This window comes from Thermostilla marina (genome assembly GCF_054657455.1).
The window spans coordinates 4079987-4097467 of record NZ_BAAHYR010000001.1 but is presented as its reverse complement, the minus strand read 5'-3'; the positions used below and the strand labels follow the sequence as shown (position 1 = coordinate 4097467).

Below are 17481 nucleotides of genomic sequence, written 5' to 3'. Positions count from 1 at the left end.
AGGGCGCGGATTGAAACTGCCAAGCATTTCATCGAGAAGACAGGCGGATTATCGCCCTCTTCACGAGGGCGCGGATTGAAACCAGGCACCCGCCCCTTGCCGGCACCGACGACGGCATCGCCCTCTTCACGAGGGCGCGGATTGAAACAGTCCAAGCCGCGTGCGCGTTGAACGCAACCATATCGCCCTCTTCACGAGGGCGCGGATTGAAACTCGTCGTCGAATCGCAGCCAGTCAATGCGGCATTATCGCCCTCTTCACGAGGGCGCGGATTGAAACACGATTTACCCTATGAAAACGTGACATTTTCGGATATCGCCCTCTTCACGAGGGCGCGGATTGAAACTTGCGACACCGCCCGCGCCCGCCCCTGTGAAATTATCGCCCTCTTCACGAGGGCGCGGATTGAAACCACGCGATGCGGCGCGCCGCCGGTGCGCCCGTTGATCGCCCTCTTCACGAGGGCGCGGATTGAAACCGTCGAGGTTGAAGAAACGGATGCGGTCACGGAGGCATCGCCCTCTTCACGAGGGCGCGGATTGAAACGGCGCGTTGGGCGGGTGCTGAGGGCTCCAACTACGATCGCCCTCTTCACGAGGGCGCGGATTGAAACAGGGCGAGATCACAAAGATACTCGACGACCTCAACATCGCCCTCTTCACGAGGGCGCGGATTGAAACTGCAGTTTCCACCGACGCATATTTTGAAACCGATATCGCCCTCTTCACGAGGGCGCGGATTGAAACGAACAACAACAATTTGGATTCCCCGGCCCCAAGCATCGCCCTCTTCACGAGGGCGCGGATTGAAACGTCCGTGGCGATCTTTCGGAGCCGGCAACCCCAGCATCGCCCTCTTCACGAGGGCGCGGATTGAAACCGCATGCCCCGACGACTTGATGGTGAGGCTTTCGAATCGCCCTCTTCACGAGGGCGCGGATTGAAACGGACGGGCCAGTAGAAGGGGGCAAGGCTTTCGTATCGCCCTCTTCACGAGGGCGCGGATTGAAACATGGGCATGGACCGCTTGCGCCCGTCGGATGTTATCGCCCTCTTCACGAGGGCGCGGTAGCCTTCTGTGTCCCCGCGATGGTCCGAGGAAATACGTGGGCGGAAACGGCTCGGCGTTCGGCGGAGGCCGGGTGGCAAATGCGCTATACGCGCGGCGGTTTACTGTGGGCTGCCTCAGCCATCGACGATGCACAACTTGCCGAATTTCAACTCGATGCGGCGCCGGTATTCGACGGGGTGATTGCGGCTCGTGAAGGTTGTTCGTCTTGCTCGCCGACGGTCGCAACGTCTGTTTCGGCAAGTAAGAAGAATCGGCCCGACGTGTGAATGACGCCGGGCCAAGAGGGCAAACAGCTTGATGGCAATATGAACAGGCTGCTTCGGGAAGCGGTCATCGTCATTGACGACATACGATCGAACCGTCCTCCAACGCGATGTAAAGCCGCCCGTAGGCCGCCGCCATCCCGTCGAATCGCGGAGAGACGGGCAAATCGTGCTCGGCGAGGATTTTGCCGTCGGTCGCGTCCACCACGAGCAGCTTTCCTGCGTCGAGGATCGGTTGACCGTACAGGTGCGGTCGGGCTTTGTCGAGCGGATAACCCGCCAGGTACAACACGTCACCGGCCTTGATCATGGCTCGCACGTGAATTGGTAATTCGTCGGCAAGCGGTTCATGGACGATCGCCGTTCCCTCGCGAGGGAAATCCTTGGCCAATCGCCGGTCGATGTCGCGGATGTCCGTCTTGTACAAGGCGAGCGATTTCCATCCGCAGCCCCACAACGTGTTCTTGTCGAACACCAGGAAACGGCCGAGCGGCGAGGCAAATCCGCCCCACCGGCCCCGCGTGAGCCATTCGTAGGCGACGGGCAATCGGCTGAAGTCGCCGTTCCCGTAGAACCAGTGGGCACGGTACGATTCGTCTTCGTCCAGCAAGCTGGAAGTCGAGAACAGGTGATGCGTTCGTTCGTCGAGCGGTTTCAAGTCTCGGCTGAACTTTTGGTGCCGCAGGTAGATCGCCTCGTCGTCGGCGACGAGGATGTCGGAGAGATTGCCGTTCATCGAAAAGGCATCGCTGCGGTCTGGAGCGAGGAGAGTCTTGTAATCGACGGCGTTTTGCGAGAATGTTTCGGCCGTCGCATCAGGAGGAGGCTCGATCGCCGCGGCCGGCGGCAATTGCAGACGACGCCGGAATTTCACTTCCCCGGTGAGCGGGTTCAGACCGTACAGAAACAGGCCTCCGTCGATGTAGGTCGATCGGCCTGCCGTGAAATACGCGGTATCGTCGACGATGAGCACACTGCCGTGGACCGGCCACAGCGATTCGATCTGCTGCCGGCAGAGCGTCCGAATATCTGCCGGGGCCGCCCGGAATCGCCACACCAACGCGCCGTCGGAAAGACGGACGCAATCGACCGTGCCGCCGCGCGTGCCGAACAAAGCAACATCACCGTAAATTGTGGGCGGTGAGTCGATCGGGCCGTCGGCGATCAGCGACCAACGCTTTTCCCCGGTTTCGGCGTCCAGTGCCGTCAGTTCGTGCGTATCGGAAGTCGCCGCCAAGAAGGTGTTTCCGGCGATCACGGGCGCGGTCGGGCGTCCTTTCAGTGAGACACGCCAGACTTGCCGACCGGCCGAAGCCGACGCCGGAGTGAGCCCCGAGCGGCTGGGATCGTGTCGGTGCATGGGCCACTCGTCGGCGGCAGGAGAACCGCCGTGCACACGACCGAAAGCGGGACCTTTTTCGACAAGGCTGCCGAACGTGAGCGACTCGGGATCGAACGAAGAATCATTTGATTTCAGGCCCCACAGGCCGTACAGCTTCGCTTCGGGATAGCACGAGCAGTTGTGGGGGGGTAAATACACCATCCCGTTTGCCGGCAGGATTCCGTACTGGCAGATGCCGCGGATCCAGTTATGTCGGACGTTTTCGTTCCCTACCGTGTCGCGGAATTCGAGACCGCGGTAACCTTGAATCACGTAACGGTCGGTGGCCTTATTTCGGTAGCAGCGGTGATGGTGACCTGCGGTGACCAGCGTTTCGGAAAGATTCGTTTGCCGCACGATCTCGCCGGTGTGCAGGTCTCGACCGGTATCGAGGTCGGGACTCGTCCAAACCACGTCGCGCACGACAAGGATGTCGACCGAAGGTGTGCGGCCGAATGGTGTCCGGGCTTCGCACTGCCACAGCAGTTCGCCGGTGTCACGGTTGAGGGCTTGCAGTGTTTTCCCGTCGCACGAGAGGACGACGTCATCGTGAACGACCAGGGTGGCGTACGTCCAGCCCATCGAGCGGGCAAGAGCGTTCCCTTGGCCCTTTTTGGCGTTCTGTGTGCTGCCCGGCAAAGGCGTTCGCCAGCGGGGTGTGCCCGTGCGGGCATCGAGGCACAACGTCGTATTGCTTTCCTGCACGAACACGTTGCCCGACGCGACGGCTAGCGTTCTCGGCATGATCGCGGCGGCGCCTTCGGCAGGCCACGTCCACAGCGTCTTGCCCGATCGGGTATCGACGGCGACGAGTCGTTTCTGCTGAAAGGCAAAGGGATCGGCTCCTTTGCCTTGTTCGATCAACGCGTGTTCCGCCCCGTTTGTGCCGATCTGAACGTACAACACATCATCATCGAGGACGAATTCCTCTGCATGCCGAGTCGACTCGTACACGTCGAGGACTTCACCGTCTGCGGCATTCAGAACTGAAACAGGTTCGTCGAGTCCCAAGGTTACGAACACGCGCTTGCCGTCGGTGGCCAGCAGCCGCTGCAATTGCACCGGACCGCTGCGGAACTTGCGCATGAAGTCGGTCCACGAAGTGATCGGACGTCGCCACAGGAAGGCACCGTTGAAGGCATCCCGGGCCGTCACGAACCACTGCGCCGGTTCGTCGGGATCGAAGACCGGGCCGTAATCACTGATATAGAACAGTCGTCCTTCGGCAGTCACGGCCGTGGTGAAACTCGACAGGCGGTCGTGGTTTCGCGTCCACAACGGGTCGGCGAGGAACTGCATGTGACGCGGCGGACCGATGCGTCCGTCGTGGGCCACGGCGTTGTTGTCGGCTTCGTGCAGATAGTGCGTCCACTGGTCCATATCCGACGGAAGGGGCTTGACGATCACCTCGCCGCCGATCCATGCCTTGCCGAACGGATGAAGGACACGGAGGATTTCGTCTCGCGGGACGGCCGGCTTTTCGGCGACGATCAAGGTCACCGAGTCGTCGAGCAGCGGTATACGATTTCCGTCGTATTGGACGACGGTGACTCGGCCGTAGACACCTTCCGCATGCAGGCGAGTGCGAGCCTGCGCGACCTTCGCCGGATCGCGTTCCAACCCGCATACTACCGTGTTGTCGCTGCGACAGAGCTGCGCGGTAAGCGAGCCGTCCCCGCAATCCAAATGGACGATCAAGCCGCCGTGAAACTCGGTTTGCGACAAGATGTCGCCGGCATCGACGGCCAAGGTGACGCTGTTGGAAAAAACGCACAGACAGACGGCCGCCATGGCCGCCGATAGTCGCATCACTGTGGTTCTCATGGGAAGGGTTACCTCGATTCTGCGGACGTTTCCCGGGGGGGACCGATGACGCGTTTCGCGGCCGGAAATCAACGGCTTGCCGATCGGCAACAGCCGGATGCGAGCGAGGAAACACGCCTACAAACATGTACACACGGGCACAACTCCGCTTCTCGAACAGCAAGCGTCGATCATACCATGATCGGCCATGGCCGCAAAAGTATCGGCACGATCCTGGAAACCGCGGACGCATTGCGGTTGGCGGAAGGGGCAGGGAAGAGAGCTCGACGTCCGCGGTCGAGGAGCGGCGGGCAAACCGAGGGCGGGCACGAGGATCAATCGTGGTCGCATTTGTGGAGCTTCCACTCGCCCTCTTCGACAGTCCCGGCAAACCACGATTCGTAAGGACGCCATCTCGAGTCGCAATCCAGCTTGAGATAGATGAGGCAACCGCAATACGCGCACCGTGTCAGAAAGCCGGACGAGTTTGTGGAATGCGAAGTCGATGTAATCCGGGGTATGTATATGTATTGTGAATGGTTGTTCATCGTCGCCCCTCGTACATTCGACACCGCAGCATCGAGAACGTCATTTCCGCGAATTCCACGTGGTAATACGCCGAAGCGAGTCGTGGCGCGACAACGAATAGAGCGAATAAGAAGAGGCGTGTCGGGCGTTTGTACGATTGGGGCTGCAAGGGATGCCGGTAGTTGCCCCTTCGGGAGCGGGCGAATAGATTGAGGAGGGCACGACGATTGCCGAAGTGCTCCCGACAAGCCGGCGATTCGGAATTGTTCGGTTCGAGCGATCGTCGACGCACGCAAATGGGAAGGCAATTTCACGAGGATGGCAGGAGCGACCGCATGCGTCTTTTCTCGTTCTTGGCGGAAGATGGTGCTCGCATCGGGGCGATTCGCAACGGTACACCGGTCGACTTGACGGCCGCCGACGGCGAATTGCCGCGGTGCATGAAAACGTTGCTCGAACAAGGCGAGGACGGTATCGAGCGGGCGAGTGCTGCTTTGGACAAAGCGCCTGAAATTGCCGGCGAGATCGATTACTTGCCGGTCGTTCCCCGTCCGGGCAAGATCATCTGCGTGGGACTGAACTATGCCGACCACGCAAAAGAAAGCGGAATGGCGCCGCCGGAAGAGCCTGTGATCTTCAACAAGTTTCCGACGGCTGCCAATGCCCATCGCAAGCCCGTCGTCTTGCCGCCGATTTCGGACCAGGTCGACTACGAAGCGGAATTGGTCGTCGTGGTCGGTAAGCGGGCGAAGAACGTGTCGGAGGCCGACGCCCTCGGTATCGTGGCAGGTTACACCTGCGGCAACGACATATCCGCCCGCGATTGGCAGCGATTCAAGCCTGGGAAGCAATGGCTTTTGGGGAAGACGTTCGATACCTTCGCACCGATGGGGCCGTATTTGGTCACGGCCGACGAGATCGGCGATCCGGGCAATCTGCAAATTTCGCTTCGGTTGAACGGCGAAACGATGCAGCAGTCGAACACGAACCAGTTGATTTTCTCGGTTCCGCGTTTGCTGGCGTACATCTCGCAGGTGGCGGTATTGGAGCCGGGCGATGTGTTGTTCACCGGGACGCCGCCGGGAGTCGGCTTCGCCCGAACACCGCCGGTGTATCTCAAACCCGGCGACAAAACCGAGGTCGAAATCGAGAAGATCGGCGTCTTGGAGAACGACATCGTTGCGGCATGACCGACGATTGCATCCGATCGTAGTGATTGTGACGGCTCTGCGGCTTCGTCGGCATGTGTCCTTTCGGAATTTCGCCGATGCGCTTTGGAATGTGCTAAAGTTGAGCAGACCGGCCTCGAGCCGAGTCGCCTTTTCCGAAGTCTCTCATGCGTCGGTCGGCGGCGAACAGGTTGTGAGCCGTCCGTCCGGCATGTGTCGATCGGCGGGGTGGCGATCCGAGAGACCTTGTCTTGTCGAGCTTGTCTGTCGATTTACATAGCGAGTGTCGGATCATGACTTGCCGTGAGCTTGCAGCGGCCGTCGAACGGTTGCAACCGGAATTGAGCGCCCGCGATGTCGCGAGGGTGTGCTTGCTGATCGCCAATTATGTCGACGATCTCGATGCGATCGACGGCGATGAAGCCTTGTTGACCACGTGGCATCAAATGAGCGTGCGACTCGAAGCGGCAACCGATCAGCATGCCGCCATGACCGAGGAACTGGAGTCGTTGGCGTCGAAAGATCCGCGCGAGATGGGGATGGCCGATATCGCGGTACTCATTCGCGCGCTTAAAGTGCAAAGCCAGGTCTTGCAGATGTACGTGGGCACGACCGTGCCGCAGGAGACCTGACGCGAACCCCTTGTGCCGGCGGCGTCAACGCAGCGACGAGGATTCGCCGGGCCGACCGGCGATTCCGTTTTCGTCGTCGAATACCGTCCAAATCGGGATTTCTTGTTTCAGCTTGGCGACGTATTCGTCGAGCTTTTCTTTGCGCCGTTGCTCCTCGATCGCCTTACGAATTTGCGGTTGTGCCTCGGTAAAGGGGGTGCGATAGGCCTCTTCCCGTTCGAGCACGCGGACGATGTGAAAGCCGTCGTCGTCTTCGATGATCGGACTCAGTCGCCCGATCGGCAGAGAGAAAAGGGCTTCTTCGAGTTTTTTCGACTTGAGAGAACCGCGTGTCGTCCAGTCACGTTTGCCGCCGAGAATGGCGGTGGGACCTTCGGAGGCCGACTCGGCGACCTTTTCGAACGGCTCGCCGCGAAGAACCCGATTGCCCAGTTCGGCCAGCATGGCGTACTCTTGCGCGTCGGGGCGATCAGGCTTTTTCTTGATGGTCAATTGCTGCCACAACACCCGCGCGGGGTGGTCGAATTCGTCGATGTGTTCGCGGTAATAGGTCAGCAGTTCTTCGGGGCCGATTTCGGGAACGACGTCGTCCGGCGAGGCATCGGCCTGTTGTTGCAGCCATTGTTGGGCGATCACCGCTTCGATGAACGCCTGTTTTTCACGTTCGAGCGTCGTCCCGATCTTTTCGAGTTCTCGTTCCAGTTCGCGACGGGAATTGAGGTTGAGTTTCTTCAGTCGGCGCGGGATTTCCCGCTGCTCGAATTCGTCGGCGAGCTGCTGCTTGAACATGTCCAACGCCTCGGGCGGAAGCTTGCGTTTCACGTCTTGGTACAACAGCTTGGCATTGATACGGCGTTGGAGCAGGGCCTTCGTCAATTCACGACGTTGCGTTTTCAGGACTTCTTCGGGAACCTTGCCTTCGTACTCGGACAAGATTTCGTTGACCGCACCGACGATTTCTCCCGCCAGGATGACGTCGCTTCCGACGCGGGCGAGAATTTGTGCCGTTTCGACAGGTCGGCATTGGCTCAGGTCGATGTCGGTTGCCGCGGCCGCCTGCACGACGACACCTTGATTCGTCCAGGCCGACGAATACGCTTCGCGCGAAGGGCCTGCTTGTGTGACCGCCCCGTTGCTCGGCGACGGCGCCTGTTGCACTCGTTGCGTAGACATCACGCCAGGGGGGGCGACTCGCCCGGCATGTGACGGTTGCAGTTGCGAATAATCGGAAAACGGTGGAGACGTTTGCGATGACCGGGCGCTCGTCGGCGGCGAGGGATAACTCGGCACCGGTGGCGCCGACGGTGCGACTTGCGGAAACGGTTGCCGACCGCTCCACGGGGTAGAGCCCGACGGAGAGGCGGCAGACGCCGGAAGGTTCGAGGGATAGCCGAAACCGCGATTCGCCGTCGGACCGACCGAAGGTGCCGAATAACCGCCGTTGCGCGGAACGACAGGCGGTTGTGCGGAACGCGATGAAATTCCGCGGTCTATCGGCGGTTGCCGCGTCTGCGGTGCCGACATTCCCGCTGAAGGTGCGAAAGTGCCCGACGGCGGGCCGAAAGTGTTAAGTTGAGGACCGTTCCACGGGATCGGAGACGATGCCGAACCTCGGTAATCGCCGACCGCGGGGTAAGCGCCGTTCGGCGCGGCGTAAGGGGCAGCCGGCGAGGAGCCGTCGCTTGCGAAAGCGTTTCCCGGTTGCGACGCGACCGTACCGGAAGACGCCGTCGTCGTTCCCGCTTGCGGATAGAGATAGGAATAACCTGCGACCGGTTGTGTCGGACGTGCCGGAACGGCTTGGGCGACGGGAACGGAGGACTCGCGGGCGTATGGTGCGGCCGGGGCCGTGGACGAAGGGAAATACCGGTTGGGAGTATTCGTCACGGTCGGGCCGGGGATCGCCGCAGGTACCTGCGCCTGCGCACTGGCGACAGGGAGTTTCGGCAGCAGGGTGCTCCACTTGTCGAGGAGTGCAGCGGCATCCTTGAAGACGCCCGGCCGGACGGCCAGCAAAACGGCCGCCGTCGCGACCACCAACAATAGCGTGTTGTATAGATGGCGTTGCACGTCGAACGATTCCCTTCGTTCGTTGGGTGGCCCGTCCATGGTATCTCGCTCGGCAATCGGCCGAGGGGATCGCTTCCCGCTTCGCTTCGCACGGTTATGACGCGAAGACGGTACTTCCTGGAAAATGGCGGGGGATTATAGAGGCTTTCCCGCTGTCCTTGCAATGGCAATCTCGCTCGACCGTCGTTCATGCAAGCGAAGCCGCTCCCACGATCGGGGGGCTACTCCGGGCGTAAGAAGTCGATGATTTCGGCGATCATGGTGTCGATGTCGACCAGTCTGTCGAGCGGCAAGTAGGCGCTTTGCCGGTCGGCGATTCGCAGGCGGTTGCCTCGGGAACGATTGAGTTGCCGAATGCGCTCGGCGGAGGCGTACTGGAACACGACGAAAGTGTCTTCCGTGTGGACGTCGAGGATGGCCCACGTCGCCGCTCGAATGCGTAGTCGCTGCAACTCGACCAATCGCTTGACGACCTTGGGAGGCGATCCGAAGCGATCGGCCAATTCGGCAAGGAACTCTTCCAGTTCGGTTTCGGCGGTCGTGCGGGCAAGTCGACGATACAAATCGATTTTGAGCCGAATCTCCGGAATGTAGTCGTCGGGGAGATACGCGCGGCACGGTAGATCGACAGAAACTTCGGCGTAGGTTCGCGGCGGCAGATTCTGAAGCGAACGAACGGCGTTTTCCAGCAACGAGCAGTACAACTCGTAGCCCACCGCAGCGATGTGTCCGCTCTGTTGGGTGCCGAGGATGTTTCCGGCGCCGCGAATCTCGAGGTCGCGCATTGCGAGCGAAAACCCCGCCCCCAGGTGGCTGAATTCTTCCACCGCGCGCAAACGGCGCGCCGCATTGGGGCTGAGCATGTCGTTCGGATCGATCAACAGATAACAATACGCGCGATGTTTGTAGCGCCCCACGCGCCCGCGAAGTTGGTGCAGATCGGCCAGCCCGAACCGGTGCGCATGATCAATGAAGATCGTATTCGCATTCGGGATATCGAGCCCACTTTCGATGATGGTGGTCGTCAGCAGGACATCGAAACGGTGCGCCACGAAGTCGCACATGATTTGTTCGAGTTCGTGTTCGGGCAGTTGGGCATGGGCAATGCGTATCGATGCTTCGGGGACGATCCGCTGGAGTCTTGCCGCCAAGACAGGCATATCTTCGATGCGATTGTGGACAAAGTACACTTGTCCGTCGCGTTGCAGTTCGCGCAGGACGGCATGTCGGATCAAATCGTCGTCGAAACGGCATACGCGGGTTTCAACGGCCAGTCGATCCTCCGGGGGCGTTTCCAAGTTCGAGATGTCCCGCACGCCGACCAAGGCCATGTGCAAAGTGCGCGGGATCGGCGTGGCCGTCATGGTGAGAACGTCGACCGACTTCCGCAGGGCCTTGAGACGCTCCTTGATTTCGACGCCGAAGCGTTGCTCTTCGTCGATGATCAACAAACCGAGGTTGTGAAATTGCACGTCGGCCGATGCCAAGCGATGGGTTCCGATGACGATATCGACGGCGCCTGCCGAAAGGCGGGCGATCGTCTCGCGTTGCTCACGCGGTGTCGAAAACCGTGAAAGCGAGGCGATTTCGATGGGAAATTCGGCCATGCGGTCGCGGAACGTCCGCAGGTGTTGTTCGGCCAACACCGTCGTGGGGACGAGGACGGCCACTTGGTAGCCCGCATCGACGGCCTTGAATGCCGCTCGCATGGCGATTTCAGTCTTGCCGAAACCGACGTCGCCGCACAGCAACCGGTCCATGGGCACGGGCCGTTGCATATCGGCTTTGATGGCGTCCCAAGCCCGTAGCTGGTCGGGAGTTTCTTCAAAGGGGAACAAGGCGTCGAATTCGCGTTGCCACTCGGTGTCGGGCGGAAAGGCGATTCCGGGGCGAATCGCCCGATGTGCCTGGAGTTCCAGCATGTCGGCGGCAAGGTCGCGGACGGCCTTTTCGACCACGCTTTTTTGTCGTTGCCACATGCGGCCGCCCAGTTTCGACAATCGCGGCCGCCGCTTCGTCCCGCCGATGTATTTCTGAACGAGGTCGATTCGTGAGGCGGGCACAAAAAGTCGTGTGCCCTCGGCGAACTCCAGCTCGAGGTGTTCTTCGAGTCGATCACCTTTTTCCAGTTTTCGCAGACCGCGATACCGGGCGATTCCGTGCGAGACGTGGACGACCAGATCGCCTTCGGAAAGTTCGACGAACGAATCGATCGCACGTCCCGCGTAGCGGCGGACGGGCCGACGCACGTCGGCACGCCGGAACAGCTCGCCGCTGGAAATGACGACCGTCGACTCGGGGATGAGGCGGAAGCCTTCGTGGAGTCGACCTTCGACGTAGTGCAATCGGCCTTCCCGGGCCGGTGTGGTCGAGGCAAAGACCTCTTGCAGACGTTCGATTTCAGCCCGGTTGGCGCATACCAAGTAAACGTCGCAACCGGCGGTCGCCTCGCTCAGTTCATCACGGACTTTTTCGATGTCGCCGCTGAACCGTTCGACCGACTCGATCCGCAGTTGTCCCCGAGTTTCGTAGTCGGTCGGCGCGATCGCCCACATGGCGATCGAAGGAAATGCGATCAGGCCTTCCGCCGCATCTTCCCACGACCATAGTTGTTGAAAGTCGACCGCCCGTTCGAGAAAACGTTTGGCCGTTTGACGGATGTCGTCCAATTCAACGAAGGCCGTCCAGGTTCCGGTCGGCAGATAGTCGGTAAGGCGGCCGCGAGACGGCGCACCGGGAGAAAACGTCGTCAGATCGACCTGTTCCAGCCGAGCTACGCTCCGTTGGGTGGCGACTTCGAATTCACGAAGCGAATCGATCTCGTCGCCGAACAGCTCGATGCGCACGGGATTCGGCCAATCGACGGCGAAAATATCGACGATGCCGCCGCGCACGGAGAATTCGCCCGGCAGTTCGACGGCCGTCGTCGCATGATAGCCCGCCTCGGCCAAAAACCGCGTCAAGGCGGTGACCTCGATCCGATCGCCGACGCGCAGCGTGCGGGTTTTCGCTTCGAGCGATTGCCTCGCCGGGCACGGAACGAGCAATGCTTCAGGACAGGTGGCGACGGCCGCCGGTACGTCCTTCCGCAGGAAACGTTTGAGTAATCGCAACCGCTCACCGGCGTTGGGATCTTGCAGGCTCAAGTCGTCCGGCAGCGATTCTTGGGGCGGGAAGAAGGCCAGTTCGCGGTCGCTGAAACAGCGCCAGTCGTCGCCGAAGGCGTCCAGGTGCTCGGCCGACGGCAAGACGATCACGATGGGGCCCGCCGCTTCTCCGACCAGCGCCGCGGCCGCGAGCGCGCACGCCGACCCCCACACTCCGTCGAGTGTGACGGCGTGGCCGGAACGCAGGCCGGCGACGATGCGATCCAGCCCGTGGTCGGCGGTCAGCGATCGGCAAAGTCGGCTCAGCGGCGCCCCGGTGACGGATTGATCCACCCGTGGTACCGCCATCGCGTGTATTCTAGGAAACCTGTTCCTGCCTCGAAAAGGCGAGTTTTCTCGCACGACGTCGTCCGAGAACGAGCGGTGAGGGCGACGCTGGTTCGTGACGTTTGTCCGGAGAGCGACCGGTTGTTTGTTTAGCATGAAGATAATGAATATTGTGATGGGTTTTGCAAAAGCGAGATTCCAATCTTTGTGAATTGCGGCGGAGGGTGGTATTCTGTGGGCAATGTACGGCGGCAGACCAACAGACGCCGCACAGCGGTGATCCGGTCGTACACCCATGAACCCCACCGTTGAAAAAGGGAGTTCCAATGGAAAGCAAAAAGTCCGATCGTCGGCGTTTTTTGAACCGCACACTGCTGGGAACGGCGGCCGCCGGAGCCGCGCTGAGCCTGGAGGAGCAAATCCTACTGGCCGCGATGCAACAACAAGGCGATGCGGCAAGCGGTGAGCAGGCGTCTGCCGCGCAAGAACCCCTTCCCTGCGGGAAGATCAAGGGCATCGAAATCAGCCGGATGTTGATCGGGGGAAACCTGATCGGCGGTTGGGCGCACAGCCGTGATTTGATGTACGTGTCGGCGCTGTTCAAGGCCTACAACACACCCGAGAAGGTCATGGAGACCTTGGCCTTGGCCGAACAGCACGGGATCAACACGATCCAGATCGATCCTCGCTACCAGGATTTCGTCGTCGAATACAACGAGAAACACGGCGGGCACATGCAGTCCTTGGTGTGCATGATGCCCGACCCCAATGTTCAGAAGATGCGGGATCAGATCCGCACGATCGTCGACAAAGGGGCGACGCTCTTGTACACGCACGGCGGCGTCACCGAGCCGTTGGTGCGCGACGGCAAGCTCGACGTGATTGCGAAAGCGTTGGAGTTGATTCGTGCGGAAGGGCTTCCGGCCGGGATCGGAAGTCACGCCCTGGAGGTCCCGATGGCCGCCGAAGAACACGGCCTCGATCCCGACTTCTACGTGAAGACGTTCCATTCGGATCGTTACTGGTCGGCCACGCCCGAAGGATCGCGCGAGGCTTGGTGTTGGCATCTCCCCAACCGGGCCGATCACGATTGTTACAACGACAATATGTGGTGTTTGAACCCGGAAGAAACCGCCGAGTTCATGAAGAAAGTCGAAAAGCCGTGGATCGCCTTCAAGGTACTTGCCGCCGGAGCGATTCATCCGCGGATGGGATTCTCTTATGCCTTCCGCAACGGCGCCGACTTCATCATCGTCGGCATGTTCGATTTCCAGATTGCCGAAGACGTGTCGTTGGTGCGGCAGATTTTGCCGCGACTCGAAAATCGCGATCGACCGTGGCGGGCGTAGGCCCGATCCGGCGCAACAGCAACCGATTCTGGAAAAAAAGCGGCAAACGCGACATATAGTCGTGTTTGCCGCTTCGCTTGTCGAAACAGTGAGTTTACGTATCGGCGTCGCCGTCTGCCTTGAACGGAGGCGGCGTCTGTTCGCCGGCCGATTCGCTGCCGGAATCTTGCGAGGGTTCTTTGGCCCCGTCGTCGCCGGACTCGGCGTCGTTTGCCGATGAGGAATCGCTTCTCAAGGTCATCGAAAAGATGACGCACACGACGCCGGCAAACAAAGCGGGCCATTGCCAGATGGACGGCCAGGGACGCACGCAGGCAGCGGTGTACGCTTCTTTCGAGATTCGCATCTGGCTGGCGACCACCGCCGCGACATCTCCCTTGTCGAGAACCGGTGCGTGCGTGTCGAGATCCTGAAGCGCCATATCCAGTTCGGCAAAATTGAACTTGGGCGGTTCGCCTGCGACCTCGGTGAATTTCGCTTTGAATTCTTGCGATTCGGGATCGATCGCATCCAGGTCGAAAGTCGTGATGACGCCGTCGTCGTCGGTATCGAGCAGTCCCACCAGTTTGGGCCACGACGGCATGGGAACGGTCGTCGTTTCAGAACTCCCCGGCACGGCAGCGGTGATTTGAACCTGCGGCGGATAGTAATCGCTGATGAAACCGGCGACATGCGAACCGAGGAACCAACCGACCCCCAGCATCAGGAAAGAAATAAAGCTCTGCGCACTGGCCCGAAGCTCCTTCGGTACCTTCGTGTCGACATAGATGAACGAGCCGACGTAAACGAAACAGTAGCAGAAGCCGTGTACCAGCAAGGCGAGGATGACTAGCGGGAAGTTCAACGTCGAAAAGGCCAGGTAACGAATCGCCCACATCCCCATCCCGATTGCCAACACGCGTTCCAACCCGAACCGCGCGATGAACAAAGGTAGGGTGGCCATCACGAAGATTTCACTGAACTGGCACAACGTCATCAGCGTGGCCGGAGCAGGGCGGTCCGTTTCGGCCAGGAACAACGTCGCCTGCACGAAATACTGGACCGCGGGAATCGAAATCAGAAAAGCCGATACCACAAACAGTGTGAAACTCGGGTTCTTCAGCAGTCGCAACGCGCTCAAGCCCAGCACGTCTCCCCCGGCTTCTTTTCCCTTCGGCGGGGTATGGGGCAAGGTGAGACAGTACAGCCCCAGGGCGATTTCGATAACGCCGGCAAGCGTAAAAAACGTGGCGTTCGTTTCGCCGATCGCCAATCCGACGATCCATCCCGAGACGATCCAGCCGATCGTACCGAAGACGGCAATCCACGAAAACGTATTGGCGTCGTCGATGTTGGCGAAAGTCAACGAGTTCGATAGGGCCAGCGTGGGCATGTAGCACAGCGTGCTCGCCAGCAGGAGTCCGAAAAACGGCCAGAACGAAGTCTGCAATCCGGCTGCGATCATCAGGCCGCCGCCGAGCAGATGAAGCACGCACAAGATGCGTTCGGTGGCGAACCAGCGATCGGCCACATAGCCCACGAAAAGTGGGGAGATCATCGCGGCGATCGCCGTGCAGGAAAAGATCCAACCCATCTGCCCGCCGTCGAGCCCGAGAGCTTTCGGGCCGTACGCAGCAATGGGGACCATCCACGTCGCCCACACGAAAAACTGCAAGAACATCATCACTCGCAGTCGCAGCCGAATGAACCCGGAAGAAGCCATGCGTTACTCCTTCGCATTTGCACGGATTGCAGGATGACCGGCGGTTGCCGCATCGGTGGAGCGCCGTCCTCAATGCCGGATGCCGCGGCAAGCGTTCTGCATACCGCCCGATACGACGATTCCAAAGGTAGGCCCACGCGGGGTGCCTCGATTGTAGTCGGCGCGCGCCGTCAATGAAAGCAAAGCTCGCGCGAAAATGGGATTGTGGACAATATATTTCCTCCGCCGCGCCGTTTCCACCATGACGCTGCGCAAGAGGCTCGCGGCGACTACAAAAAATCCCCGGGATGTACCGAACCGGGGCTCCGAACACATTGAACCGCTCATCGCGCGCACGGTAAGCCGAAACGCTTTCCAACTATTCGGCGCCGGAAAACCGTGCGGCAGCTATTCGACCGGCGGTAGAGGATGGACGACCGGTACACCGTCTTGCGGCGGCAACGGGGCCGTTGCGGGGCGTGCCGGAGCATGGCTGGGCGGCATCGGGGGGAGGCTGCCCGACCGGCTCGAGTCGGAGGCACCGGTGGGCGGAAGCGGGGCCACGCGGGCGCGTGCCGTCGCCTGTTGAGGCGGAAGTGGTGCAGGAGAACGTGTAAGCGGTGCTTGCGACGAGTTGGGCGACGACGCGCCGGGGGCCGGGGCGCCGCTCGGCGGCAACGGGGCCGGCGGCAGCTTGATACGCGATGGTTCACGGCCGGAAGGCAGACCGGAGGTCGGACCCGCCGCGGCCGATTCTTGCCGCGATTGCGATTGCGAGGAGCTTTGCCCATTGACGCGATTGCTGGAGGAGGTCATCCGCGACGTTGTCGGCGAGGGAGATGCGGGTGCCGATGACGTTGCGGCTTCCTTTCGGAACGGCCAAAGGTTGCGAAACGGATTCAGCGTCGGTTGCGATTCGGGGCGTTGCGCGACCCGTTCAGGCGAACGCTGCGGACCGGTCGGCGACGCGGGCTCTCGCGCGGCCGGAATACCGCCGAGTGCCTGCAACCAGGCTTTGGCCTCTTCGAAATCCGGGTTTGCCTTGACCGCTTGTGCGAAATAGTACGCCGCCGACGCCCGATCACCCTTCTTTTGCAATAGAAAGCCGAGGTTGTAGTACGCGGTTGCCTCGTCGTGGACGGCTTTCAAGTGACGCAATGCCTGATCGATTTCGCCCATCTGCACGAGCACCGTCGCCAGGTTGTGACGGTACAAGGCCGACTTGGGGGCCAGTTCGACCGCCCGTTGCAAGGCACCCATCGATTCGGCGGGCATTTGACGCCGGGCATAACAGATCGCCAAATCATTGAAGGTCGTAGGATTGCTCGGTGCCGCATCACATGCACGGCGATAGTACTCGGTAGCCTCGGCAAGACGCCCTTGCCGGTCGAGCAAGTGCGCCAGACCAAACAGTGCCTCGAAGTAGTCGCCGTCCATTCGCAGGGCCTTGCGGTAGTACTCTTCGGCCTTGGTCGGATTGCCCGCCTGCTCCGCGAGCTTGGCGGTGGCCGTGTACAGTCGCGGTGACGGTTTCGCCTCGCTCGATAACGAGGTGGGGTCGTCGGTCGCTTCGGCGGGTTGCTCGAATGCCAAGAGCCGCCCGACGCTTTCGAACTTTGATTTCAAGCTGAATTTGAGATCGGCGAGTCCGGCCTCCGTCTTGCCTCGCAGCGTGTCGGCGATGCGTTCGACCTTCGAAGGGGCTTCGTATCCCAAGGCGGGCGACACCAACGGCCGTTGAGCAAATTCGCGATGATACTTGTCGTAGACCTCGCGGTATTCCTTTTGCGCCGGATTCGGCATTTCCAGCGGCTGTTGCACGATTCCCTCGCGATCGGCGCCGACGGCACCGGTCGTGCATCCGCCGCAAACGAACGTGACGGCAAGCGCGATCGCCCCGAACGTAAGAATCGGTGTTCGCACTTGGGATCCCTCCATGGTTTGCCGAATGAACCGACTACGTGCGCCGGTCTTCCATTCCTATACGTATTTCCTGTGGGTCGAATGCCGCGGCCGGACCCGGCACCGAAGCCCGTATCGTGCGGGATCTTTCGGCGCGGGATCGTCCCGCCGCAACACGTGCCCACATATCCCAATCGA

At 60.7% G+C, this 17481-nt stretch carries 9 protein-coding genes and 1 CRISPR repeat array (1 of these 10 running past the window's edge); of the genes, 4 read left to right on the top strand and 5 right to left on the bottom strand.

The annotated features are described in order from the left end of the window. Nucleotides 1-1011: direct repeats of the CRISPR family, unit length 32 nt; unit sequence ATCGCCCTCTTCACGAGGGCGCGGATTGAAAC; it reaches 14135 nt to the left of the window's first position. A gap of 137 nt (nt 1012-1148) precedes the next feature. Then, nucleotides 1149-1337, top strand: a complete 189-nt coding sequence (locus tag ACYQ2I_RS14865) for a hypothetical protein (protein ID WP_460167812.1) — start codon at nt 1149-1151, stop codon at nt 1335-1337. A 70-nt stretch (nt 1338-1407) separates the two neighbouring features. Here the strand turns inward: ACYQ2I_RS14865 and ACYQ2I_RS14860 are convergent, their stop codons facing one another. Next, nucleotides 1408-4539 (bottom strand): outer membrane protein assembly factor BamB family protein, encoded by a 3132-nt coding sequence (locus ACYQ2I_RS14860; RefSeq protein WP_460167811.1) that lies wholly within the window; start codon nt 4537-4539, stop codon nt 1408-1410. An 842-nt stretch (nt 4540-5381) separates the two neighbouring features. On the opposite strand from ACYQ2I_RS14860, the gene ACYQ2I_RS14855 reads away from it, so the two are divergent. Further along, the gene (locus tag ACYQ2I_RS14855) at nt 5382-6236 is read left to right on the top strand and encodes a fumarylacetoacetate hydrolase family protein (protein WP_460167810.1); all 855 of its coding nucleotides are present in this window, start codon (nt 5382-5384) and stop codon (nt 6234-6236) included. Between the two features lie 272 nt (nt 6237-6508). After that, nucleotides 6509-6847 (top strand): hypothetical protein, encoded by a 339-nt coding sequence (locus ACYQ2I_RS14850; RefSeq protein ID WP_460167809.1) that lies wholly within the window; start codon nt 6509-6511, stop codon nt 6845-6847. 24 nt (nt 6848-6871) lie between these two features. Here the strand turns inward: ACYQ2I_RS14850 and ACYQ2I_RS14845 are convergent, their stop codons facing one another. Together ACYQ2I_RS14845 and mfd are read right to left on the bottom strand one after the other, a co-directional pair. Continuing rightward, nucleotides 6872-8917, bottom strand: a complete 2046-nt coding sequence (locus ACYQ2I_RS14845; protein WP_460167808.1) for a peptidylprolyl isomerase — start codon at nt 8915-8917, stop codon at nt 6872-6874. Between the two features lie 221 nt (nt 8918-9138). Then, nucleotides 9139-12372 carry a transcription-repair coupling factor gene (gene mfd / locus ACYQ2I_RS14840; protein WP_460167807.1) on the bottom strand — a complete coding sequence of 1078 codons (3234 nt, stop codon included), beginning with the start codon at nt 12370-12372 and terminating at the stop codon, nt 9139-9141. Nucleotides 12373-12677: 305 nt separating this feature from the next. Between mfd and ACYQ2I_RS14835 the strand changes: the two genes are divergently transcribed. Then, nucleotides 12678-13700 (top strand): hypothetical protein, encoded by a 1023-nt coding sequence (locus ACYQ2I_RS14835; RefSeq protein ID WP_460167806.1) that lies wholly within the window; start codon nt 12678-12680, stop codon nt 13698-13700. A 94-nt stretch (nt 13701-13794) separates the two neighbouring features. On the opposite strand, the gene ACYQ2I_RS14830 is transcribed toward ACYQ2I_RS14835, so the two are convergent. Then, nucleotides 13795-15402 (bottom strand): MFS transporter, encoded by a 1608-nt coding sequence (locus ACYQ2I_RS14830; protein ID WP_460167805.1) that lies wholly within the window; start codon nt 15400-15402, stop codon nt 13795-13797. Nucleotides 15403-15789: 387 nt separating this feature from the next. Further along, on the bottom strand, nt 15790-17304 hold the full coding sequence (locus ACYQ2I_RS14825; protein WP_460167804.1) for a tetratricopeptide repeat protein: 1515 nt from the start codon (nt 17302-17304) through the stop codon (nt 15790-15792). Between the last annotated feature and the right edge of the window lie 177 nt (nt 17305-17481).

Coding starts and splice junctions, on each gene's coding strand:
- ACYQ2I_RS14865 (WP_460167812.1), top strand. CDS start 1,149: ATGCGCTATACGCGCGGCGGTTTACTGTGGGCTGCCTCAGCCATCGAC.
- ACYQ2I_RS14860 (WP_460167811.1), bottom strand. CDS start 4,539: ATGAGAACCACAGTGATGCGACTATCGGCGGCCATGGCGGCCGTCTGT.
- ACYQ2I_RS14855 (WP_460167810.1), top strand. CDS start 5,382: ATGCGTCTTTTCTCGTTCTTGGCGGAAGATGGTGCTCGCATCGGGGCG.
- ACYQ2I_RS14850 (WP_460167809.1), top strand. CDS start 6,509: ATGACTTGCCGTGAGCTTGCAGCGGCCGTCGAACGGTTGCAACCGGAA.
- mfd (WP_460167807.1), bottom strand. CDS start 12,372: ATGGCGGTACCACGGGTGGATCAATCCGTCACCGGGGCGCCGCTGAGC.
- ACYQ2I_RS14835 (WP_460167806.1), top strand. CDS start 12,678: ATGGAAAGCAAAAAGTCCGATCGTCGGCGTTTTTTGAACCGCACACTG.
- ACYQ2I_RS14830 (WP_460167805.1), bottom strand. CDS start 15,402: ATGGCTTCTTCCGGGTTCATTCGGCTGCGACTGCGAGTGATGATGTTC.